The 23,138-nt window shown below is 43.5% G+C and carries 20 protein-coding genes and 1 other annotated feature; of the genes, 17 read left to right on the top strand and 3 right to left on the bottom strand.

Annotated elements, in window-relative coordinates:
• Nucleotides 1–27: 27 nt before the first annotated feature.
• The 8 genes from MHI27_RS17855 to MHI27_RS17820 all read left to right on the top strand — a co-directional run bounded on the left by MHI27_RS17855 (nt 28) and on the right by MHI27_RS17820 (nt 9,502).
• A complete protein-coding gene (locus MHI27_RS17855) occupies nt 28–1,290 on the top strand; it encodes an O-antigen ligase family protein (RefSeq protein WP_339265298.1) in 1,263 nt (420 codons plus the stop codon).
• Complete coding sequence (locus MHI27_RS17850; RefSeq protein ID WP_405176760.1) at nt 1,223–2,536, top strand: glycosyltransferase family 4 protein; 1,314 nt, start codon at nt 1,223–1,225, stop codon at nt 2,534–2,536. The genes MHI27_RS17855 and MHI27_RS17850 overlap by 68 nt, the downstream gene beginning before the upstream one ends.
• A 62-nt stretch (nt 2,537–2,598) precedes the next feature.
• Entirely contained in the window at nt 2,599–4,509 is a 1,911-nt protein-coding gene (locus MHI27_RS17845; protein WP_283907780.1) for a nucleoside-diphosphate sugar epimerase/dehydratase, read from the top strand.
• Between the two features lie 3 nt (nt 4,510–4,512).
• Nucleotides 4,513–5,631, top strand: coding sequence for an LCP family protein (locus MHI27_RS17840; RefSeq protein WP_405174356.1), 1,119 nt, complete (start codon nt 4,513–4,515; stop codon nt 5,629–5,631).
• A 24-nt stretch (nt 5,632–5,655) separates the two neighbouring features.
• On the top strand, nt 5,656–6,282 hold the full coding sequence (locus MHI27_RS17835) for a sugar transferase (protein ID WP_143759584.1): 627 nt from the start codon (nt 5,656–5,658) through the stop codon (nt 6,280–6,282).
• The gene (locus MHI27_RS17830) at nt 6,279–7,088 is read left to right on the top strand and encodes an N-acetyltransferase (protein WP_076286732.1); all 810 of its coding nucleotides are present in this window, start codon (nt 6,279–6,281) and stop codon (nt 7,086–7,088) included. The genes MHI27_RS17835 and MHI27_RS17830 overlap by 4 nt, the downstream gene beginning before the upstream one ends.
• 78 nt (nt 7,089–7,166) lie before the next feature.
• Nucleotides 7,167–8,276, top strand: a complete 1,110-nt coding sequence (locus tag MHI27_RS17825) for a GNAT family N-acetyltransferase (RefSeq protein WP_076286733.1) — start codon at nt 7,167–7,169, stop codon at nt 8,274–8,276.
• Nucleotides 8,277–8,335: 59 nt separating this feature from the next.
• A complete protein-coding gene (locus MHI27_RS17820; protein ID WP_149647127.1) occupies nt 8,336–9,502 on the top strand; it encodes a DegT/DnrJ/EryC1/StrS aminotransferase family protein in 1,167 nt (388 codons plus the stop codon).
• Between the two features lie 4 nt (nt 9,503–9,506).
• Here MHI27_RS17820 and MHI27_RS17815 read toward each other — a convergent pair whose 3' ends face one another.
• Nucleotides 9,507–11,153 carry a glycosyl hydrolase family 28-related protein gene (locus MHI27_RS17815; RefSeq protein ID WP_405174355.1) on the bottom strand — a complete coding sequence of 549 codons (1,647 nt, stop codon included), beginning with the start codon at nt 11,151–11,153 and terminating at the stop codon, nt 9,507–9,509.
• Between the two features lie 194 nt (nt 11,154–11,347).
• On the opposite strand from MHI27_RS17815, the gene MHI27_RS17810 reads away from it, so the two are divergent.
• Both MHI27_RS17810 and MHI27_RS17805 read left to right on the top strand, forming a co-directional pair.
• Entirely contained in the window at nt 11,348–12,292 is a 945-nt protein-coding gene (locus MHI27_RS17810; RefSeq protein ID WP_340970564.1) for an NAD-dependent epimerase/dehydratase family protein, read from the top strand.
• A 27-nt stretch (nt 12,293–12,319) separates the two neighbouring features.
• On the top strand, nt 12,320–13,438 hold the full coding sequence (locus tag MHI27_RS17805; RefSeq protein ID WP_405174354.1) for an acyltransferase family protein: 1,119 nt from the start codon (nt 12,320–12,322) through the stop codon (nt 13,436–13,438).
• A 1-nt stretch (nt 13,439) separates the two neighbouring features.
• Here the strand turns inward: MHI27_RS17805 and MHI27_RS17800 are convergent, their stop codons facing one another.
• A complete protein-coding gene (locus tag MHI27_RS17800) occupies nt 13,440–13,937 on the bottom strand; it encodes a GNAT family N-acetyltransferase (protein WP_405174353.1) in 498 nt (165 codons plus the stop codon).
• Nucleotides 13,938–14,328: 391 nt separating this feature from the next.
• On the opposite strand from MHI27_RS17800, the gene MHI27_RS17795 reads away from it, so the two are divergent.
• The 4 genes from MHI27_RS17795 (at nt 14,329) to MHI27_RS17780 (ending at nt 18,874) form a co-directional block, all read left to right on the top strand.
• Nucleotides 14,329–15,384 (top strand): LLM class flavin-dependent oxidoreductase, encoded by a 1,056-nt coding sequence (locus MHI27_RS17795; RefSeq protein ID WP_339796376.1) that lies wholly within the window; start codon nt 14,329–14,331, stop codon nt 15,382–15,384.
• An 81-nt stretch (nt 15,385–15,465) separates the two neighbouring features.
• Complete coding sequence (locus tag MHI27_RS17790; protein ID WP_405174352.1) at nt 15,466–16,146, top strand: Crp/Fnr family transcriptional regulator; 681 nt, start codon at nt 15,466–15,468, stop codon at nt 16,144–16,146.
• A gap of 112 nt (nt 16,147–16,258) precedes the next feature.
• Complete coding sequence (locus MHI27_RS17785; protein ID WP_405174351.1) at nt 16,259–17,071, top strand: DNA alkylation repair protein; 813 nt, start codon at nt 16,259–16,261, stop codon at nt 17,069–17,071.
• Nucleotides 17,072–17,323: 252 nt separating this feature from the next.
• Nucleotides 17,324–18,874, top strand: coding sequence for an acetamidase/formamidase family protein (locus MHI27_RS17780; protein WP_405174350.1), 1,551 nt, complete (start codon nt 17,324–17,326; stop codon nt 18,872–18,874).
• Between the two features lie 76 nt (nt 18,875–18,950).
• On the opposite strand, the gene MHI27_RS17775 is transcribed toward MHI27_RS17780, so the two are convergent.
• Nucleotides 18,951–19,397 (bottom strand): Lrp/AsnC family transcriptional regulator, encoded by a 447-nt coding sequence (locus tag MHI27_RS17775; protein ID WP_076286742.1) that lies wholly within the window; start codon nt 19,395–19,397, stop codon nt 18,951–18,953.
• A 151-nt stretch (nt 19,398–19,548) separates the two neighbouring features.
• Nucleotides 19,549–19,779: a binding site (T-box leader), on the top strand.
• Nucleotides 19,780–19,918: 139 nt separating this feature from the next.
• Here MHI27_RS17775 and tyrS point away from each other — a divergent pair.
• The 3 genes from tyrS (at nt 19,919) to MHI27_RS17760 (ending at nt 23,131) form a co-directional block, all read left to right on the top strand.
• Nucleotides 19,919–21,178 carry a tyrosine--tRNA ligase gene (gene tyrS / locus MHI27_RS17770; RefSeq protein WP_060624193.1) on the top strand — a complete coding sequence of 420 codons (1,260 nt, stop codon included), beginning with the start codon at nt 19,919–19,921 and terminating at the stop codon, nt 21,176–21,178.
• A 204-nt stretch (nt 21,179–21,382) separates the two neighbouring features.
• Nucleotides 21,383–21,670: a hypothetical protein gene (locus tag MHI27_RS17765; RefSeq protein WP_042189061.1), complete on the top strand. Its 288-nt coding sequence runs from the start codon at nt 21,383–21,385 to the stop codon at nt 21,668–21,670.
• A gap of 216 nt (nt 21,671–21,886) precedes the next feature.
• A complete protein-coding gene (locus tag MHI27_RS17760) occupies nt 21,887–23,131 on the top strand; it encodes an anaerobic sulfatase maturase (RefSeq protein WP_405174349.1) in 1,245 nt (414 codons plus the stop codon).
• Nucleotides 23,132–23,138 lie beyond the last annotated feature (7 nt).

Raw genomic sequence — 23,138 nt, 5'->3', positions numbered from 1 at the left:
ATTTCTCATAGGAAAGTAGGGGCTTGTATGACATCTGTACTCGTTGTAGGGAAACCCTACACCATGCGTAATTTATTTCTGTTTGCGGTTATGGGTTACATCATCTGCCTTCCGGCTCAAATTGATTTCGGTGGCGCATTTCGAATCGCACCCTCTGACCTTTTCTTAATGCTTGGTTTGTTTGCAGCAGGTTTACACCTCAAATTGGACCCGAGGCAGTTCAGTTCATGGCATTGGGGGATGTTGTTTATTTTCGTCCTTGCTTCATTTGTATCCATTTGGCGCAATGGATTCATTACGCAATACGCTCTATTGCAAAAAGATTTTGGGTTTATACTCCTACTGCTCACTTACATCATGCTTGTTCAGGCTGTAGACAGCTGGGATCGGTTATATAAAATGCTACGAGCTTTTTTGATCAGTGTGCTGATCTTCAATGGCGTCGCTTTGTTCGATTTTTTTAGTGGAGTGAAGGTTCCGTTTATGGTGCAAGACGGTCGCCTCTCCGGGATGCTAATTGATCCGAATGCATACGGCGGATTACTAGTTACGGCTTTTGCCATTCATATCATGACGAGTGGAGACGGGGTGAAGCTGCTAAGGGGATGGGTGAGTACGCTAGCGACGATCACCTTAGCCGGGGGCATAATAATGACTTTTTCGCGTTCGTCATGGATAGGTTTGTTCCTTGTTCTGCTTACATTACTGCTGACTAATCCTTCTCGACTTCTCAAGATCGGCATGGGGTTTAGCGTCGCGTTTGGAGCATTGCTGTTGTATAAAGGTACAGCTTATCTGGATGTGCTTGGGAATATGGCCAGCAGACCCTCGCAGATTCAGTCGCGTCTAGACATCATTGGGAAGGCTGTGGAGTGGATCGCTCAAAGTCCATTATTAGGGATTGGACTCGGTAGCTATAACTATGAACTGCGGATTATTATCCATAATACTCCGATCTGGTTTATGACAGAATTTGGCTTGTTGGGCTTGATTGTGTACGGCGGATTCATGATCTGGTTCTTCATCGTTGGGATCCGTTCTTATCGCGCGGCAGATAGGGTGAACAGACCGATCATTATGGCATTATTGCTGTCTCACGCAGCGATGATTGGACTTTCGATGGGTATTGAAGCCTTATTCCAGCGGTATTGGTGGTTCATGATGGCTATGAACGCAGCTTGCATCCGATTAACGAATACGGGATGGAAAGGAGTGAAGCGATATCGAACCAAGGGCACTGAAAAGTCAACGGGTCGTAACCTACGACAACAAACAGAACAAGCGCAATAATAAGAGGTTCGGGAGCATACCTGCTGAAGACTGTGGGCCGGTAAGAGTTGCTTTTGTAGCCTCCATTTTTGGGCATTTTGAGAGTTTCCATCTACCTTACATGGCGTTATTGCAGCAAAAAGGTTGTGAAGTGCATGCTTACGCGCAGCCCGGGGAAGCGAGATTGCGATTAGAAGAGAAGGGGATCGTGTGCCATGATGTGCCCATTCAGCGTAGCCCTTTACAGATGCAGAACTGGGCAGCGCTAGGGATACTAACGGAAAGCTTCAAGGAGGAGGGGTTCCAGTTCATCCATGTACATACGCCAGTCGCTTCGATTCTCGGACGGATTGCGGCCCATAAAGCAGGTGTACCTTGCACATTGTATACAGCGCATGGTTTTCATTTTTTCAAGGGAGCTCCTTTTCTGAACTGGATGCTTTATTATCCGCTCGAGAGGTTAATGGCCCGCTGGACAGATGTGCTAATCACCATAAATAGAGAAGATTATGAACGCGCCCAGAAATTTTCTATACGGAAAAAGGTGACTTATGTGAGTGGTGTAGGACTTGATCTCCAGGTTTACGGCAGTGAACAGGATCATCCTGAAACTGCGTCGGAGAAGGCAGATAGGCGACGCCAACTGTTTGATCTGCCGAAGAGTGAGCATGATGAACCTCCCTTCGTCATCCTATGCGTTGCTGAATTGAACGCCAACAAGAACCAGAAGCAGTTGATCGAAGCGCTGGGTCAGTTGGGGTCTCAAGCAGGCAACATCCATCTGGCTTTTGCGGGTACAGGACCGTTCGAGCAGACTCTATTGGAACTTGCTAATCGGCTGGGTGTCAGCGATCGGGTGCATATGCTTGGGTACCGTAGAGATATTCCGGATCTACTCAGAGCATGTGATGTTGCTGCACTTGTGTCTTATCGCGAGGGGCTACCTCGGGCGATTATGGAGGCGATGGCAGTAGGAAAACCCGTTATCGGTACGCATATTCGGGGGATTCATGATTTGATCGAACATGAGTCAACAGGCATGTTGGTTCCTGTTGGTGATATTACCGCTACCGCTAAGGCTTTTACTCAATTACGTGATGATCCAGCATTAACTACGGCAATGGGAGAAGCAAACAAGGAGAGGATCATTCGTTACGGGTTGCCTGCGGTGCTCCGTGAAATGGACTCGATCTATATAGAAGCGCTAAACAAGGAGGAAAGAAAGCGGGTTCCGTCTGAAATGCATGCCAGCCTATCGGGGGATTGAATATTCACTCTCACTTAAAAGGCGAGTAAATGAATTTTTAGTTAATTAGGGAGAAAGAAGTGATGAAAATGCGGATCGTCCGTTTGGTCATGTTGGATGCAGGGATTATTGCGGCTTCAGTGTGGCTTGTGTTTTTACTTCGGTTTGATTTTCAAATCCCTGAGATGTACGTGTGGATGCTTCCGTGGGCAATATTGATTCACATTGCGGTGTATGCGGTCTTCTCATTTGGATTCAAAGTGTATAACAATATCTGGCGATACACCGGAATGAGAGAGTTACTGCAGCTTCTAAAAGTGAGTGTATTAACCCTCGTTGGAGTGATTGCTGTCAACGTATCCACCCATGCAGTAATTCCTTCCTATCGACTACCGATTTCTATCTATTTTGCAGCGGGTTATGTGTTTCTGGGCATTGTGGGGTTACGAATGGTTAAACGTCTTCTAAATGATGGATTTGAGACAACGGGTGTGAAGGATGCCTTCGAAGGTAATCTTCTAATCGTTGGGGCTGGTAAAGCTGGAATCCTCGTTACGAAAGATATCAAGCATTCAAGGTTCAAATTTATGCATCCCGTTGCCTTCATTGATGATGATGCATCTAAACAAAAGCTGGAAGTAATGGGGCTGCCGATTGTGGGTAACCGAAATTTCATTCCCGAGGCCGTGAAACAGCTGGACATTGCATTCATTATTATTGCCCTTCCGACAGCGCCACATAACGACTTAATGGAGATTATTGAGATCTGCAAATCAACAAAAGCACAGATTAAGCTAATGCCTAGTATGACAGAAATTTTGGACGGGAAAATGGCAGTCAATCGAATTCGTGAAGTGTCCGTAAATGATTTGCTGGGTAGAACTCCTGTTGAGATTAATACTGAAGAGATTCGTGAGAATTTAGGGAGTGAGTGTATTCTCATCACGGGTGCAGGAGGCTCCATTGGCTCAGAACTGTGCCGTCAGCTAGCTGCGTATCGTCCGAAGGAAATGTTGCTGCTTGGTCATGGTGAGAACAGCATTTACCTGATTGAACAAGAGCTACGCCAGTTATATCCCGATCAGAAGATTCAACCTATCATAGCTGATATTCAGGATGTGTCGCGGATCGATAGTGTTTTTCAGAATTTCCGACCTACGATTGTGTATCACGCCGCTGCGCATAAACATGTGCCCCTTATGGAGATGAATCCGGTGGAGGCGGTAAAGAACAACGTTATCGGAACAAGGAATGTAGCGGAAGCGAGTGCCAAATATGGTGCTAAGCGGTTCATTCTGATCTCTTCGGACAAAGCGGTTAATCCAACAAGTGTCATGGGAGCTACAAAGCGAGCGGCAGAAATGATTATTAATGATCAGAATTCATCTAGCAAGACGGTTTTTGCTGCTGTCCGTTTCGGTAATGTTCTCGGTAGTCGGGGAAGTGTTATTCCGTTATTCAAAAGACAGATCGAGAGTGGTGGCCCGGTTACGGTTACCCATATGGATATGGTGCGGTATTTCATGACGATCCCTGAAGCAGTGCAATTGGTTATCCAGGCGAGCGTACTGGCACAAGGTGGCGAGGTGTTCGTGCTTGATATGGGTAAGCCGGTTCGGATATACGATCTAGCAAGAGATTTAATACGTCTGTCGGGCTTAGAACCCGATAAAGATATCCCTATCGTGGTCACGGGCATTCGTCCCGGAGAGAAATTATTTGAGGAACTCCTGACAGAAGAGGAGGGATTGATGGTCACCAATAACTATCGCATCATGATCAGTCGGCCTCAAAGTGTTTCCAGATCCGAATTGAATTTGGTCCTTGGTGTGCTGGAGAATTTGTGCAAACGGTACGAATTTGTGCCAAGCAGTTATCAGATTAAGAAATTATTAAAGCAGCTTATTCCAAGCTATTCGGGCTTTCAGGAAGAACCACAGGTGGCTACTCATGAGCTTGAACGGATCAAATCCGAAGTTCATGCGGGGATCTAAGTGATGAAGTCGTTTATGAGTAGATGGAACAAGAAATTGCGTTTGCGTGGCAAGAGTGACAAGGAATTCACAAGAAAGCAAATAGTCATGCGGCGAATTGGAAGATTCGCCCTGATTGGTTTTCTGATTGTGATTGTAATTGGTGGCATTTGGATTAGAGGGGTATTAAATGCTGAGCAGCGATTTCAAAAGGCTGCCCTTAATCCATTAACGATACCTAACTCTAAAATTTCTGCAGTACCTGTGGGGAAGACGCAGTCGGATGGGACTCCGAAAAGTCCAGCAAATTCGGATGGCGTGGTACTACCATCGACTGAACCAGCAGCATCGCCGGAAGCAACCGATAAAAAAACTTCATCCTTTAATGTTGTATTAATTGGAACAGATACGTGGGGTGGGGAAATCTCGCGTGCAGACACGATAATGGTTGTGCATGTAATGCCGGAACAGCGGAAGGTGAACATCGTCTCTGTACCGCGCGATACAAGGGTTTATGTACAAAATGTTGGATACACCAAAATTAATCATGCTCATATTGTTGGTGAGTCCAAAGGTGGGAATGAGCAAGGAACGTTGACGCTCATTCAAGCGGTGAGCGACTTTATGAATATTCCCATTCATCATTACATCAAGACGAATTTCTCTGGAGTTCGTGATTTCATCGATTCAATCGGTGGGATCGACATGGTAATCGATCAGGATGTCACAATAACCCCAGAGATTACCATCAAAAAAGGCGATCAGCATTTGGATGGTGTGCATGCTCTCTACCTTGCTAGGGCGCGTTACTCTACTCCGAACGGTGACTTTAGTCGTCAAGAGGAGCAATTCAATATCGTTAGAGCTGTGGCCAATAAGCTGTTGAGCCCTGAGCATCTTCCGGATCTGGCGGGATTATTGCTCCATGAAAAGAAAGACATTATCGATACAAGCTTCAGTGACAGTGATTTGCTCAGCTTAGCTTGGTTATTCAAGGGAATAACTTCCAAGGACTTTAAATACGAGCAGATTCCAGGCAACAACAGTTTTGGTTCTGATCCGCTAGTCAGAACTAAGGTGTACTACTGGAGTGCTGATTTAAAACAGGTGAACTCACTGAAGGAACGTCTTTTTACGGATTAAGAGAAAGGCGGGAGGAGTACTAACATGTATCGCCATATGAAACGAGGCTTCGATCTTGTGGGAGCGATCGTTATGTTATGTATATTTAGTCCAGTCATGGCTGTGGTGGCGTTGTTGATTCGAATGAAGCTTGGAAGCCCAATCTTGTTCAAGCAGCAACGACCAGGGCGGGGAGAGAAACCCTTCTTTATCTACAAATTTCGGACCATGGCTGAACTGTATGACACGCAGGGTCAGCCGTTACCAGATGAGCGACGATATATCAAATTTGGCGGAATCATCCGGAAGCTAAGTCTGGATGAACTACCACAATTGGTGAATGTTGTGAAGGGAGAAATGAGTCTGATTGGTCCAAGACCCTTACTCATGCGTTATAGCCCATACTATTCCGAACAAGAGAGGTTGCGTTTCTCAGTAAGACCAGGAATTACGGGATTAGCACAGGTGTCAGGACGCAATACTTCGTCGTGGAAAGACCGGCTTTCGTATGATGTCACCTATGTCGAGAATTTAAGTTTCAGACTTGATGCGCTGATATTATGCAAGACCGTCTTGAAGGTGATTCGCCAAGATGATGTTGTAGCCAATCCAGGTCGGCATAGCCTGCCTCTGGATGAGTATAGGCTGAATAAAAAGGAGGGCCAGGCATGAGTGTGCAGTTTAGACCGCTGCATGAAGACGATATACATCATGCATGCCGGCTCTTGAAGAGCAACTTACCGGAGCATGTGTACAATCAAACGATATTTGCTTGTAAGGGTTATCCAGCATATCTACAAGCGGCTTGTAAGTGTGGAGGTCATTCGGCCACATTGTTGATTGGAGCCTATATTGGAGAAGTGCTCATTGGATTCGCGGAATGGCGAAGAATGGAACAAATATTGGTTCTGAATAATTTAAACGTGGATGCGGCGTTTCGCAAGGACGGTATTGGCGGAATGCTCATGGCGTACGGAGAGAAATTAGCCAAGAAGGACGATATTAAGAAGTTGGTACTGGATGTGTTCTCATGGAATGAACAGGCGCATGCTTGGTACCTTCGCCTTGGCTTTGTAGAAGAAGGACGTACTTATTGGTATGTGAGGGATCTGGATCGTTCATTAACGGCTAGCGCAGATGTTATTGCTTCTGGAGTGGATATAGATGATGAAGAAGTGACTTACATTATTGATGATTACCCAATGGCAGAGGCTCATCATCTAAAATACGGATTTTCTTCATTTAGGATTAGAACGAAGCAGAAGACTTCAGTTGTGGGCCGGCTAGGCGAGCAGTATTTTCGCATCCAACTGCAAAGTGGGGAGTGGGACGGCGGATATCCACTAACCGATGTGTTACTCGACCTTGACCGGGAGAGAAAGCTGTTATTGCTCTCATCCGATGCATTCTTACGTGAGAGAGACCCAGCGCTAAGCTTAAGCACTGAAAGTATACGTATGATCAAGATATTGGATTAGCAGCGAATGCTTCCAAAGTAAGTTTTGTCGAAGTACCTCAAGGAAGCGTACGCTAACATAACTTTTAGGAGGTGACGTATGAGTGATTTCATTGTGCTTAATAGCTCGCATTCTGAAGAATGGGATGCTTATTTGAATCAGATGGATAGTAAGGATATCTATTTTTCTGCAGATTTTTTTCGGCTGTTTGAGGATGATGATCATCAACAGGCAGAGCTGTTTGTTTTTAAGCAGGGTGAGAAGCTCATCATTTATCCTTACTTACTTCGCTCCATTAGCCATCTTCCCGCAGTCATCCAGCTGGGACTTGAAGGAGAATGGTATGACATCAGCACACCTTATGGATACGGGGGGCCAATATCTAATGTGCCTATAGGAGCGGAACGAACAGAGTTGTACCGACAATTCAGTGATACGTTTACAGATTACTGCAGAGAGAAAAAGATCATGACCGAGTTTGTAAGATTCCATCCTTTCATAGGCAATGCCGCTGAATACCAAAAAGGGCTTACTACGGAGCTCAATCGGAATACAGTATACATGGATTTGACAGTTGGCTCAGAGTCAGTGCTAATCCAGAACTATGGCAGCAATCATAAAAGAAATATCCGTAAATTAAAGTCAGCTCCATTCACCATTCGAAAGTCGGATCTTAAGGATCGGATCGAGCCTTTCATCGAGTTATATTACGGGACGTTAAATGATTTACAAGCAGATCCCTTTTATTATTTCCCTCGAAAATTTATAGAAGATACAAGCCTTATGCCAGAAGGACGGGTAGCGCTGTTTGAGGCGATGGATGGGGAGAGGAGTGTAGGGGCAAGTATTGTACTCCTTGATCGACCATGGATGCATTATCACTTATGCGGTTGGGATCGAGCTTATCTGCAGTGGTCACCCACCAAATTTCTCATCCACGCAGCAGCCGTGTGGGGGATGGAGAATGGATACGACAAATTCCATCTCGGTGGGGGATATAAGGGGAATGACGAGTTGTTTCAGTTCAAGCTAAGATTCGCTACTCAACTAGAACCACTAGACTATTACTTAGGTAAGCGAATATTTTTCCCCGAGGTGTATGAACGAATGATTGCACTCTGTGACACTGGGGTTGCGGGAAATTATTTTCCGCTCTACCGGCATCCATCTCTGTTGAATCAAAATATCATGGACCACGCTCTGAAGTAAGACAATAAGATATGTATTCCATTTGGATTAAAGCATCCAAATGGAGAAAGGAGCAAGGCATGAGTATTCGTCAACCACGCATTCTACCACGAATCTTGTTATCCCCACCGCATGTAAGTGGACGTGAACAGGCTTATTTGGAGGATGCAATTCACTCTGGCTGGATCGCTCCCATCGGACCACAAGTCGATGCTTTCGAGCGGGAGATGGCCGACTATACAGGTTCAAAGGGTGCACTTGCATTAAGCTCTGGAACAGCGGCAATTCATCTCGCACTACGTCTAGCTGGCGTTTCTCAAGGAGATTACGTGATTTGTTCGACGCTCACGTTCGTAGCTAGTGCCAATCCTATTTTATATTTGGGGGCTACACCTGTATTCGTAGACTCAGAACCAGAGACATGGAATATGTGTCCACTAGCCTTTCAGCGGGCCTGCCTGGATTTGAATGATAGAGGGATACTGCCTAAAGCAGCTGTTGTTGTCAATTTGTACGGGCAGAGCGCAGACATGGAACCAATTGTGGAAATCGCGAATCGTTACGGTATTGTTTTAATAGAAGATGCTGCGGAATCCCTCGGTGCCTTTTATCACGGAAAGGCTAGTGGTACTTGGGGCCGCTTCGGAATCTATTCTTTCAACGGGAATAAAATTATTACAACCTCAGGTGGAGGTATGCTTGTATCGGATGATACCGATGCATTAGATCAAGCCCGTTTCTGGTCTACCCAAGCACGTGACACTGCTCCACACTATCAGCATTCCGAAATGGGTTATAACTACCGGCTAAGTAACCTGTTGGCAGCCATAGGACGAGGGCAACTGGAGCTACTTGAGGAAAAGGTCGAACGACGTAGATATATTTCTCAAGTGTACTCAGATCGATTGGGATCCATTCCGGGTCTTCATTTCATGCCGGAAGCGCCAAATTGTCGCAGTACACGCTGGTTAAGTGCGCTAACGATTGATGAAGAAATCGCAGGCTTCTCCGCTAATCAACTCTTAAAGTGCCTGGAATTCAACAATATAGAAGCTAGACCTGTATGGAAACCTCTACATTTGCAACCTCTGTTCGAGAACGCCTTCTATTATCCATACATGGAGGGACATAGTGTATCTGATCAATTGTTCACAAAAGGTGTATGTCTACCTTCCGGTAGCTCTTTATCGGATGATGATCTGGTACGCGTAATGGATGCGATAGAGTCTTGTATTCAGAACCACTGAAAAATTACTTAGCAATCCATCCGTTAGCACCGGTTCCGCTTTCCTTCACATAAAAAGTGGCTTTCGCTACACCATCTGTTCGCATAGCCAGACTGCCAATCGGAGCGGTAATCGTTCCCTCAGGCGATCCTTCCACAATAAATACTGCAGGAAGTAATGTTCCACCAACGAGTCGGACTGCCCGTTTGAAGTTGCCATAGGTAGAGAACCATTCAGTTAAAGCATACGGATTATACAAGGTACCAAGAGAAGTACCCTGCATGGCAACCAATGTTTCGAATTCTAGAATGCGTTTTACCTTTACAGAACGGGTATCAAACGCTGCTACATTGTTCAGGTGCAGGAAGGGCTTAGCTGCACCATAAGATGACGCTAGCACGACTTGATTGGTCCCGCTGTTACGGACAATCATATTGTCGACAGTAACCATCGCGTCAGACTCTGTTGTGAATAATTGTAAGGTGCTGCCCGTTAAGTCCTGTGCATCTATCGTCCCCACATAAAGATCTCCTCCGTCGATTCGGACTCCGCTTGCTAAGGTGGAACCCGAGCCGTACATCCCTAACGAGCCGATATGCAATCTTGGTTTTCCTCCAGCAGCATTAAACGCAGCGTAGATCGCAGGGCCGCCGATTCCATCGAACCTTGCGCTTCCGATATCAATAAATTGTGAATAGATCGTTTGTAGACCGTAATTAGCTTTATGATCCGTCGAGCGAATAGACAAATGGCTGATTTTTAGCGTCAATCCATAGGACAGCAATGCTGGACTTACTGATCCACTTACACGCATATCTAGTGAACCGATGTCGAGAGTCCAAAGTCTCGTTATCTCATCTGAAAGTCCAGTTGTCATATCATTGCCGAAACCAGTTGTTGTCAAAGAGTCGAATCGTTGATAAAAGCTACGCGTTCCCTTGAAGATGTCGGGTTCTACATCGAGTGAATTGGCGCCATTAAACCCAGGTGCACCACCGCGACTGTTATTTAATACGGCTCTGTTGACATGAAGCTGGTCTACAAAATGGACTACAAAGTTCTTTCGACCAGCCGTTTCACAGTACGCATATCCGATATGCACATTAACGGATGGGATATCTTCTGTCCCTCCAATGAAAATATTATCACCATAGCAATCATGAGAGTACACCGATTCAATCGTTATATTTTGCGAAGAAGAAATGAACAAGCCATGAAGTTGATCGTTGACGGCTGTTTTAACAGTCGAAGCACTTCCGTCTATTTCGAGGCTGCCGGATATCGTGATGTTTGCGGCATTTAACATAACGAGAACTCGAGTATCCGATGGTGGGTTAGGGGCAAGCACCAATTTTGAGCCGGCTTCAAAGCTTAGGTTAGTTCCGGTTGGAATACGAAGACACCACCAATCTAGGACTGAAGGGTTACGCATGTGGCCGGAAGAGACTTTATATACACCAGGCGGAAAAATAACAACCTTGCGTTTGGCATTTCCAGCATTAATTGCATTTTGAATCGCGACGGTGTCATCTTTGGTACCATTCCCTGTAGCTCCATAAGATCGAACATTCACGTAACCGTTAGTTTCAGGATCTAATTTAATAGAAGTGACTGCTCCGTCCGCAATAACGGACGTTGTTACAGAATTATCTGGAATAGGTGCAGTTGCCATATACTTCACTCCTTTATTTTTTGATTTGAAATATAAGGCTAAGTTTCACGTTATAAATCATCCTTATATTTCTACGAGTAACGGTTGTCGTCCATAAAGGATGACAACATCGTTTCTTCTTAAGTATTTTATGTGAACTTTTCTACAGATGCATGGTACAAAGAGCACTTTACAGGGCGAAAGGAGTTTTTTATTTGAAGGTATTAGTAACTGGGGGGCTTGGTTTTATTGGGTCACATGTTGTTGACCGGCTTATAAGAGAGGGGATCGAAACTGTAATTGTAGATAATTTATCGGGTGCTTCCGGCTCATTCTATAGAAATCCTTCCGCTGTTTTATATCCGTACGACATTCGGGACGAGACTCTGGGTGAAGTCTTTATCCGTGAGAAACCGGATGCGGTCATTCATCTGGCTGCACAGATTGACGTAAGAGAATCTCAGCGCAATCCATTGTTTGATGCGAATGTGAATATTGTTGGCACACTTAACGTCCTGCGGATGTGTGAGGCCCATCAGGTTGAAAAGATCGTGTACGCCTCGTCGGCCGCTGTATACGGTAATCCTGAATATTTGAGCATTGACGAGAAACATCCCTTAAATCCTGAATCTTGTTATGGGGTATCAAAAAGTGTTCCTGAGTCTTATATTCGGATGTTTGCCAGCATGCATGGGCTGAAGTACACCATTCTTCGTCTTGCGAATGTATATGGACCTCGACAAAGCTCACATGGTGAAGCTGGTGTCGTTTCGATTTTTCTGGATCGCATAAAGCAAGGCAAGGAGCTTGTAATTTATGGGGATGGAGAACAGACCAGGGATTTTGTCTATGTTGAGGATGTTGCACAGGCGTTTGTAAATGCGGCTTGTACAGATGAGAATGCGGACAATCAGATCATAAATATTAGCTGCGGGGTGGCGACCTCCATTAATACGATTGTAGAGATGATAGGCGGTATTACAGGTCGGGAATCCCAGACAACCTATGAACAGGCTCGACCGGGAGATATTCTTCACAGCTATTTAAACAATAGTAAAGCAAACGAGTTGATGTCCTGGTCACCTCACCATGATCTTCACCAGGGACTCAAGAAGACGATTGCAGCCCGATTGACTGTAGGCAGTGCTGTGGACCATTAATCGCAAATATCGAAAGGGGTCATCCCCATGGAACGAAAATTAAATTCGGAAATGTTTGTTCTACGTAGTATAGCCTGCTTAAGTATAGCGCTGTTACATGCTTTATATCGAGTCTATGACGATGGGAACACGCCTTGGGTAGAGTCAGTGGGTCTACTGCTTACATTTGGCACACCGGTATTCGTATTTATCTCGCAATTCGTATTGTCTTTTGCATACCCGGACGGAATTCCCGCGAAATTTTGGGAGAAACGGATCAAGTATATTTTGCTTCCTTACTTTTTTTTCGGAGCTTTGTACGCAGGGTTAAAAGGATTGGATATGGCGGGCAGTGAGGGGATTCCGCTTCTTCAGGCTTTTTGGTACTTTCTCTGGCGTCATTGGTTACTTGGCGATTTTCATGGCTACTTTATCCTAATTATCTTTCAGTTTTATGCCTTGTTCCTCTTATTTCAAAAGCATGCCAAAAAATTCACTCCACGCTCTATACTGATTGCGTCATTCGTTATTAATGTGGCTTACTTAGGTTTTTTCAATTTCACCAAACCCGTAGATACGGTAGCTGCTCAATATATTTGGGATAAATTATATTGGGTTTTCTCTCCGGGGTGGATTTTCTACTTTACTGTGGCTTATTACTTGGGGCGAAATGAGGCTTGGTTCCGGGGAAAATTAAAACAGTTCCGTTTAGCTGTCTACGTGCTTCCAGTTGTAACAGGCGCGTTTGTGCTATTCGTGAATGAGCAAGGCTGGATTACGGCACATAGTTCCAAGAGAATTGATATGTTACTTTTCGCCATGAGCATGATTCTACTACTCTTCACAGTGGCTTCTTCATTGAAGAAAGTGCCGCGTGTGCTGGAGTGGAGCAGTAGATACTCCTTCGGCATATATTTGCTTCACCCGTTGTTGTTGGCTTTATTCGTCAAACTTCCTTCTTCGTTCGGGTTGCAAAACCTTGGACTATTCAGTGTGCTTCTCCAATTTGTCGGATGTGTGGTAGGATCGGCGATCATCATGAACATAGCGAATCGTATTCCAGGCGGAGCCTTTGTGTTCGGTCGAGTCGGGATTGGAATCAATCAGAGAAAACCCCCGAAACCGCTGGATAAGCCCATAAGCTCGAGTATAGGGAACATGAACTAGCTTATTTTGTAGCTAAGTTATTTTCAATACTGTATATTGCCTGCTCAGCACCATATCTTAGAACGGTTTGTTCCAATTGCATACCTAATTTCTCTAATAGTCTGCAGGAGGAGAGATTAGCAGTTTGTGTCTCAGCGATTACTTTGGATAAATTTAATTCATTGAAAGCGTAATTTAAAATTTGCTGAATAACTTCTCTGGCATACCCATGTCCCCACCATTCTGGCAGAAATTCATATGAAACTTCTGTGTTTATTCCGTCCGTATGACTATCTAAAGAAACTAATCCAATACAGCTATTAAGGGCTTTCAGCCTAACGGTCCAATAATGTGCCCCTTGGTATGAACGTTGTAATGTGTCCAAAAACTTACTATAGGTATGCTCCTCAGGGATCGCTCCACCTAAGTATTTTCTTACGTTTTCATTGATATAGATCATCTTTAAATCTTCATAGTCATTATCATTTAACCTAAATAAGCTACATCTTTGGGTCTCCAAATCTATTTCCTCCTCAACCTAATTCTATTTATCCATTTCAATATAACATCATGCTCTGATGAGCCACATCCAAAAGATGTGGTTTTTTTGGGGGAATTAGATATGAGGCATATTCACGCTTCGGACCGCATGATTTTATTTCCATAAAAACATACATTTTGGTATTGGTTTTGAGCAAAAAGCAGCATCTGAGTCCAATAATCTCGCAAAATGGACAAAATCATTAAAATAAGGGCTCCTCAGACCGATCAATAATCGAGGGGATCTGAAATAGTTGGAATTATCGGTGAATCCTATTATAATGGGTTTCTTGATTAAATGTAATTATGAATATTCAAACATTTACATCCAGAGAATAATGCATCGTGCAGAACTTTAGGAGGAAACGAGAGTGGAACTTGGAATAAGTACCTTTGTCGAGACAACGCCCGATGTCCAAACGGGTGAGACAATAAGTCATGCAGAACGACTACGTGAAGTAGTGGAGGAAATTGTACTTGCCGAAGAGGTGGGACTAGATGTATACGGAGTGGGCGAGCATCATCGTAATGATTATGCGGCTTCATCACCTGCGGTTGTGTTAGCTGCAGCTGCATCGTTGACTTCGAAAATTCGTTTGACCAGTGCCGTAATGATCCTGTCTTCAGCAGATCCCGTACGTGTATTTCAAGATTTTGCAACGCTAGATGGCATTTCGAATGGACGTGCAGAAATTATGATCGGCCGCGGCTCGTTTACAGAGTCTTTTCCATTATTCGGCTATGATCTGAAAGATTATGAAGAACTCTTTAATGAGAAGCTGGAATTGTTATTAGCCATCCAAAAGTCAGAAAAAGTAACCTGGAGTGGTAAACATCGAGCGGCCATAAACAATTTGGGGATTTACCCGCGTCCGGTTCAAGATCCGTTACCGATTTGGATTGGGAGTGCTGGTAGTCCAGAGTCTGCGATCCGCACTGGAGCATTAGGTTTACCTTTTGTATTAGCTATTATTGGAAATGTTCAACCGCTTGATTATGCGAAGCATGTGCAGCTCTACAAAAAAGCAGCGGCTGAAGCCGGATATGATCTTTCAAGCCTGCCTATTGCCTCGCACTCACACGGGTTTATTGCTGAGACTAATGAGTTAGCACTGGAGAAATTTTTCCCTTCAACGCATGCTCGGACCAATGTGCGGGCGAAGGAAAAAGGGACACCCCCATACCATCGTTCCGATTACGATGCAGCATGCAGCTTTGATGGCGCTCTGTACGTAGGTGATCCAGAAACCGTTGCGAACAAAATCATTCATCTTCGCAAGCATGTGGGAATTACGCGATTCTTTTTACATATGCCCCACGGTACAATGCCTCATGAGGATGTTATGCAGGCGATTAGACTGCTGGGAACGGAAGTAGCTCCTCGTGTTCGTGAAGAAGTAGCGCGCTGGGAAGCAAGTAATCGTTAACGAATAAGCTGCGTCCTTAGGACGTGGCTTTTTTTGTGCGGTATACTAAAATAACGAATAACGTTATATAAGGGAGGGGCAATGGAGACTATTCATTATTTATCTCAATTCAATTTGCTTCAATCGTTAGCGCTGGAAGATCTAATGGAAATGGAAGAGTTAACTCGAATAACAGTAGTTCCGAAAAATACATATATCCAGACACCGACAACCTTCTCTGAAGGATTATTTTTTGTGAAAAAAGGAAAGGTGCGTTTATACCGATTGATTGCGGATGGGAAGCAGTTTACTTCGGATATTCTGAGTGAGGGTAATGTTTTTGGTGAAATGAACGTGATTTCGTTTGGAACCAAAGATCATTACATTGAAGCCATGGAAGAGTGTCATATCTGTACAATTGATCCTGTAAGATTTGAAGAATTCGTAGCTACTCGACCTAGATTTTTGATGTCATTAATGCAAGTATTGAGTGATCGTATAAAAAGTATGAGTCAGTTAACTCAAAACCTAGCCATCGGAAATCTGCATGATAAAATATTGTGCGTTCTTTTAAAGCTATCGGATCAACTAGGCGTTAAAAGTGAGGATAATTATTATAAAATCAATGTTCCACTGTCACATCAAGAAATCGCCAATTTGATTGGTGCGAGCAGAGAAGCGGTTACTGTGGCATTGCAAGAATTGGTAAAAGCTGAGGTGCTTCAGACTGGGTTCAAAACTATACGTATCCATCATGATAAGATTTTGGAAAGAAATTTATAAAGATTATGAGTTGTAAATGAGATTACATCTTTATGGTTAGAAATACCCGTATCCTAGATATAAGAAGAAGGTTATCCAAGCCTTTAAAATCATAGGTGAAGGGAAGATTTCTATGGAGCATAGGAAGGGAGCTCGAAAAGTTAGCGATATTCCTGCTGATGTTGTTGGACTATTGCATAAAGGACAATTACAGACTGTAAATCTAACGGAATGGCTTGCTGTGGACCATATGGTCTTGATAGAAAATGTACTGGACGAGCTAGGTTTTGGACAGGAATCCGAACCAATTTTACAAAGGCTTCGCGATTCATCGGAAAAGAAAATCATGAAGCTCATACCGGCTATCGCGCGGGAGTGGCAACAGGTATTGGAGTGCAAATCAGAGATGGAACAAGTCCGAGTATTCTCAGCATTAGCACAGCATCGTTCCGATAGTGTCCGCTGTTGGGCTGCCTATATGATCGGTCTAAATCAATCTTTAAGTCTATCACAAAAGCTAATGGATATCCGTCCCTTTGCAGCGGATGTTCATTTTGGGGTACGTGAGATTTCATGGATGGCTTTAAGGGAATCGGTTATTGCAGAATTGGATGAATCCATTAAGTTCTTAGAGAGCTGGGTTCATGATCAAGATACGAACATAAGGAGATATGCAATCGAATTGACGCGGCCACATGGGGTATGGGCGAAGCATATTACTGCGCTAAAAGAAAACCCAGCAATAGCACTTCCATTATTAGAACCACTTAAGTCAGATCCGGCAAAATACGTTCAGGATTCTGTAAGTAATTGGTTGAACGATGCGAGTAAAAGCAATCCAGACTGGGTGCAACAGCTTAGTGAGAAGTGGTTAATTTCTTCGGATTCCAAGGAAACGAAACGGATTGTAAAACGGGCAACAAGGAGTATTACTGATCTACGTTGAAAATGAAGTATCGTTTTAGAATGGATGATAAACGTCAAACACTATGGCTAATTAGCTAATAAGTGTTGGCGTTTTTTTATTGTACCGAAGAAGGAGGCTTGGATAATTAAAGATATCTAATAGTTCTGATTTATTATTTAAACCTAGAAGCGTATAAAAATTTATATTGTTAATCTGGAATCCATCTGTTATACTCAAAAACACAAAATGTTATAAAATCTAACATTGAATTGAGTTGAGGAGGATTTGACTATGAAAAGACAAACATTTCTGAAGGTTGGTGTCATTTTATCAGCGGTTTTGCTAGCAGGATCGTCAACGGGTGTTATTTTTGCTGACACGATGGAAAGCGCGTATAAACCGAAAACGCATGTTCTAAAAGCGAATTCGGAGACCGTTCGCTGGGGGAATATTGGTAAAGGTGATCCAGCTTTAACAGTACAATCGGGAGATATTGTGACGGTCGAGGCCATTACGCATCATTCCGGTGATGATTACGATCGGATGATTAAAGGGGATGCGGGTGTTGAAGATATTTTTCACTGGATAGAAGGGGAGAAGAACGAAGCGCTTCGTGGACCAGGCGTACATATTATGACGGGACCTATCGCAGTAGAAGGCGCTGAGCCAGGGGATGTTCTGGAAGTGAAGATTCTGGACATGAAGCTGAGACCTAATGGAAATGACAAATATGCAGGCAAAACCTATGGCGTGAATGCCGCGGCGAACTGGGGTTATCTATTCGGAGATATGGTGGAGGAGCCGAAAAAACGTGAAGTGGTCACCATCTATGAGATGGATACTGAAGGTGGGACGGATTATGCAACAGCTGTTTATAACTACAAATGGACAGTGCAAACCGATCCGGATGGTCAAGTGCACCCGATAATCGACTACCCAGGTGTAATTGTAGACCATAATACGATTGATAAGAACTTTGATGTATTGAAAGGTATAAAGATTCCAGTACGTCTCCACTTCGGCACGATGGGTGTGGCGCCTAAAGAAGCGGATATTGTAGATTCAGTACCTCCTTCATACAATGGTGGCAACGTTGATGATTGGCGGATTACTGAAGGTGCAACGATGTATTATCCTGTATCCGTACCGGGTGCGCTACTGTCAATTGGTGACCCGCATGCCGGCCAAGGGGATTCAGAGATTAACGGAACTGCGATCGAGACATCAGTTACTGGTGATATACAAGTTATTCTTCATAAAAAAGCAACGCTTAACCAAAAACTGAGTGGGTTAAGTTTCCCATTACTTGAAAATGAATACGAATGGGTTGTGCATGGCTTCAGCTACGCCAATTATTTGGAGGAGCTGGGGGCTAGTGCTCAGACGGATATTTTCAAAAACTCGTCCATCGACAAAGCAATGAAGGATGCCGCACATAAAACAAAAGATTTTTTAATGGCTGGAATGGAATTGAGCGAGGATGAAGCGTACTCACTGATGTCTGTGTCCGCGGATTTTGGAATTACACAGGTGGTGGATGGAAACTGGGGTGTGCATGCTTTGATCGATAAAGGCCAATTCGGTGATTCGGAGCGCAAGGCAGTGGGATTACGTAGCAGCTTTGAAAGCTTTGGTGCGAAGGTGAGCTGGAAGCCGACTACTCAGACAGTAACTATAAGCTACAATAATAATGTTCTAGAGATGAAAGTCGGGGCGACGACAGGAATGTACAATGGAGAGATCGTTAAGCTCGTTGTTCCAATAGAAGTTGTAAAAGAGAAGGTTCAGGTCAGCGAATATTTCGCGAAATTTTATAAAGCTAAGTTATCTAAAACAGAGTAGGTTGAATTAGCAATCATTTCATAAACATAATAAGATCCAAACGAGAGAAGAACCGTCTTAAAGTCGGTTCTTTTTTTTATATATTTAGACCATCCTGATTTTTGTGGCGTTTTAATAAGATTTGGTTTTCTACACGGACTAGACCATCCAGACAGTAGATGGATTCATGCATAAACCGTTCCATCTCTTCAAGGTTCTCAACTAGAATGTGAATGTGAAGAATGCACGGCCCTGTCATTTCATAAAGTACGGCTACGCGTTCATTTTCTTTTAGGACTCTGACAATATGATTTAAATGGGCAGGCTCCACTTCAAGCTCTAGATACGCCGAAATTTTCTTTCCTAATTTTTCTGCGTTGATGACGATTGAGAATTGCTCAATAATTCCTTGATTGACGAGCCGATCAATACGATCCTTAACCGCGACACTTGATAAATTAACTTCTTTAGCTAGATCGGTGTAGGAAATTCTGCTGTTTTGAGTTAGGCGTTCTAAAATATGATTATCGATTGGATCAAGCATACGGAGTCGTTCACCTCTTTTTTCGTAATTGTAACAGAAAAAAATAGGTAATGCCTAGTAGTGCGTCACAGCAGGAGTGTGTCTCAGCATTCTCAGCTTAAGATGTTGACATTGAAGAATTATTTCACTATACTGGCTGTAATCTTATATACGATATACGTTGAAGAAGCCCAGTAGTAGCTTAGTCCCTGTTTCAGAAAGCCGGGGGTTGATGAAACCCGGTACACACTAAGAGTACGAATTACACTTTGGAGTATCTCGGCTAACACCGAGCGGAATGGCGAACGATATCTCGTCACGAGTGGCATCAATGCTGTGTTTTAGCATTAGCGTTTCATTGGTGCAATCTGGGTGGTAACACGGTTATTCAATCGTCCCTATGTCTACAATAGACAAGGGGACGATTTTTTTGTTTTTAAATATAAGGATTTATAAGTTTCTCTTCATCAACTATCCTTATATTCGCTTGGCGGACTGATGATTCGTTATAGGATATCTACTAATTTAAGGGGTGTTAGGCAATGAATATTATCGATGAACTAGAATGGCGCGATGCCATCAATCAACAAACCGATGCCGAAGGGCTTAGAGAATTGACCAACCAGAAATCCGTTTCGGTGTACTGCGGTGTAGACCCGACGGGTGACAGTATGCATATTGGTCACTTGATTCCGTTCATGGTACTCAAAAGATTCCAGCTTGCAGGACATCGTCCGGTTATGCTAATTGGCGGTGCTACAGGTACGATAGGTGATCCAAGTGGACGACAATCCGAGCGTTCATTGCAGACACTGGAGCAAATCCAAGCTAACGTAGATGCGCTTACCGCACAAATGAAAAAACTGTTCGTTACTGATGGCGACAATCAAATTCGTATGGTGAATAACTATGATTGGACGCATAAAATCAATGTGATCGAATTTTTGCGTGACTATGGTAAGAACTTCAGCATCAATTCGATGCTTGCCAAAGATGTTGTAGCGAGCAGATTGGACAGCGGAATTTCCTTTACTGAATTCTCTTACCAAATCCTGCAATCCCTAGATTACCTGCATCTGTACCAGCATGAAGATGTGCAGCTGCAAATTGGTGGCTCCGATCAATGGGGCAACATTACAAGTGGTCTGGATCTGATCCGTAGAAAAGAAGGACCTGAAGCAAAAGCATTCGGTCTAACGATCCCGCTTATGTTGAAAGCTGATGGAACAAAATTCGGTAAATCAGCTGGAGGAGCAATCTGGCTCGATCCAAACAAAACGACTGCGTTTGAGTTCTACCAGTTCTGGGCGAACACTGATGACCGTGATGTTGTGAAATACTTGAAGTACTTTACATTCCTATCTAAAGAGCAAATTGATGCACTTGCGGAAAAAGTTCAGACTGAACCGCATAAACGCGAAGCACAAAAAACACTTGCTGAAGAAATGACCAGATTCGTGCATGGTGAAGAATTGCTGGAGCAGGCTAAACGTATTACTGCTGCTCTGTTCAGTGGAGATATCAAATCCCTAACTGCTGATGAGATCGAGCAAGGCTTCAAGGAAATGCCGACCTACGAAACTACACTGGAATCTAAAAATATCGTAGAGTGGTTGGTTGATCTCGGTATCGAGCCGTCTAAGCGTCAAGCACGTGAGGATATCACCAAAGGAGCAATCTCCATGAATGGTGAGAAAGTTAGCGACGTAGCACTGGAAGTTACAGCTAGCGAAGCTATCGGCGGCCGGTTTATCATTATCCGTAAGGGTAAGAAAAACTACAGCTTGGTGAAATTGTCCTAAAAATAAGAGCCTTCCTTATGAATAAGGGAGGTTTTTTGTTGTATTTTAAGTATAGAGGCGGATCATTTGCATATTAAGTGAAATTTGAAAGGTGAAATAGCGAAAATTATGGTAAGCTTAGGATTCGTGTGATTTATGGATTAACATGATATTCTACAACTATAACAGAAAATTAGGAGTGGTAATTTGAGAAGACAAAAACCAATGACCATGGAAGAATTGATGAATGAGTTACAAGGACAGAAAACGTATCAAGAAGATCCCAATCACATCTCTTTCGAGAAATTGTTTAATGAAGCGTTTATGAGTAAGTATTCCAATTACAAAAGTTTCGATGAGTTTGTAACCAAAGGAAACTTTCAAGTAAAGACAGAAGAAGATGTTGCTGACATACCTGATGAACTTTTTGATCGTCATGTAGTTAGAGAAACTAAATTTGCGGATTGGAAATCAATGTTGGAAACAGCGAATAAGGAATACGTCCGTAATTAAAGAAACAGTGTCTGGTAATGCTCTATTTATCTTCAAAGAAAATACACTCCCCATTGTTTTAACAGACAATGGGGAGTGTATTTTTTTATCTCTAGATATTCGACAAACTATGATGTTTTACTCATCGTTGATGTACATACCTATGATTTAATTGAAGAAATAGGAAATAGCTTTCACAAAGTAAAGTTTGTATTTACATAGGAGGGGCAGAATCGTATGACAACTTGCATACAGACCTCGAGGCCTGAGACTCTTCATGTCATGTGGAAAACCGTCTCGGAGGATTGTAATTTAACCTGTGATTATTGCTATTACAGCACAGCAGGGGGACATCCTCATCATCCGATCCGAGTGATGGATACGGATCTTCTGGAGCGGTTTATCGCTCAGTACATGAAAAGATCATCTGGTATAGCGACTTTCTCTTGGCAAGGAGGGGAGCCGCTATTAGCCGGACTTCCATATTTTGAACGCGTGATCTCACTCCAAGCTAAGTACGCTCCACCTCATACGATGATCAGTAATGCGCTGCAGACCAACGGAACGCTAATTCATGAGAAATGGGCGAAATTTTTTAAACGGTACAACTATTTGGTTGGGATTAGTGTGGACGGTCCTGAGCCTATTCATGATGCACATCGTATAACGGGTTCGGGGAAAGGTAGTTATGATCTAGTTATGCGTGGGATTCGTCATCTACAGAATGAGGGTGTGGATTATAGTATTCTGACGGTGATTCATGAAGATAATGTGATGAAACCAGACGAATTGATGGCATTCTACCAGGAACAACAATTTCCTTATATTCAGTTTATCCCTTGCATGGATTTTGTTTCACAGAAGAGTGATATGCCTGGCCGCTTTCGAATTACACCTGAACAATACGGAGCGTTTCTATGCCGTACATTTGATCTGTGGTACAACGAGGGGTATCCGGAGCTTCCCATTCGTATTTTTGAGAATATGCTTCTAGTATTCATGCATCATGAGGCGGAGTTATGCGTCCACAACTCATGCTGCCCGAAGATGATGGTGCTTGAAACGAACGGGGATGCCTATCCTTGTGATTTCTTTATTGATGAAGAGCACAAGTTAGGAAATATCGGCCATACCGACCTTGAAGCATTGCTTACCAGCCCCATATATGATGACTTTTTGTTAATGAAACCCAATATGAATGAATCATGCTATAAGTGTGAGTATCTTAGCTTTTGCAATGGGGGGTGCCCGCGCAACCGGAATTGGCTTGATGTTAATGATCGTACTGAGGTTGATTATTTTTGCCGCAGCTACAAAATGTTTTACTCGTATGCTTATGAACGGATGATGTTGCTTGCGAACCGACTTAGATCGGAGCAGATGCTGGAGTTCAGGAAAAGTGCAAAACCACTTCCAGGTCGAAATGATCCATGTCTATGCGGAAGTGGGAAAAAATTTAAGAGTTGCTGTCAACCACTATAGGTCAAAT

The sequence above is a fragment of the Paenibacillus sp. FSL H8-0261 genome (genome assembly GCF_045040645.1).
GTDB lineage: Bacteria > Bacillota > Bacilli > Paenibacillales > Paenibacillaceae > Paenibacillus_AQ.
The sequence above is the reverse complement of the archived record's forward strand: the minus strand, read 5'-3'. Positions and strand labels throughout refer to the sequence as shown.

Bases quoted from the DNA above. Each gene is read 5' to 3' on its own strand.
- MHI27_RS17855 (WP_339265298.1), top strand. From the start codon at position 28: ATGACATCTGTACTCGTTGTAGGGAAACCCTACACCATGCGTAATTTA.
- MHI27_RS17845 (WP_283907780.1), top strand. From the start codon at position 2,599: ATGAAAATGCGGATCGTCCGTTTGGTCATGTTGGATGCAGGGATTATT.
- MHI27_RS17840 (WP_405174356.1), top strand. From the start codon at position 4,513: ATGAAGTCGTTTATGAGTAGATGGAACAAGAAATTGCGTTTGCGTGGC.
- MHI27_RS17835 (WP_143759584.1), top strand. From the start codon at position 5,656: ATGTATCGCCATATGAAACGAGGCTTCGATCTTGTGGGAGCGATCGTT.
- MHI27_RS17830 (WP_076286732.1), top strand. From the start codon at position 6,279: ATGAGTGTGCAGTTTAGACCGCTGCATGAAGACGATATACATCATGCA.
- MHI27_RS17825 (WP_076286733.1), top strand. From the start codon at position 7,167: ATGAGTGATTTCATTGTGCTTAATAGCTCGCATTCTGAAGAATGGGAT.
- MHI27_RS17820 (WP_149647127.1), top strand. From the start codon at position 8,336: ATGAGTATTCGTCAACCACGCATTCTACCACGAATCTTGTTATCCCCA.
- MHI27_RS17815 (WP_405174355.1), bottom strand. From the start codon at position 11,153: ATGGCAACTGCACCTATTCCAGATAATTCTGTAACAACGTCCGTTATT.
- MHI27_RS17805 (WP_405174354.1), top strand. From the start codon at position 12,320: ATGGAACGAAAATTAAATTCGGAAATGTTTGTTCTACGTAGTATAGCC.
- MHI27_RS17790 (WP_405174352.1), top strand. From the start codon at position 15,466: ATGGAGACTATTCATTATTTATCTCAATTCAATTTGCTTCAATCGTTA.
- MHI27_RS17785 (WP_405174351.1), top strand. From the start codon at position 16,259: ATGGAGCATAGGAAGGGAGCTCGAAAAGTTAGCGATATTCCTGCTGAT.
- MHI27_RS17780 (WP_405174350.1), top strand. From the start codon at position 17,324: ATGAAAAGACAAACATTTCTGAAGGTTGGTGTCATTTTATCAGCGGTT.
- MHI27_RS17775 (WP_076286742.1), bottom strand. From the start codon at position 19,397: ATGCTTGATCCAATCGATAATCATATTTTAGAACGCCTAACTCAAAAC.
- tyrS (WP_060624193.1), top strand. From the start codon at position 19,919: ATGAATATTATCGATGAACTAGAATGGCGCGATGCCATCAATCAACAA.
- MHI27_RS17765 (WP_042189061.1), top strand. From the start codon at position 21,383: ATGACCATGGAAGAATTGATGAATGAGTTACAAGGACAGAAAACGTAT.
- MHI27_RS17760 (WP_405174349.1), top strand. From the start codon at position 21,887: ATGACAACTTGCATACAGACCTCGAGGCCTGAGACTCTTCATGTCATG.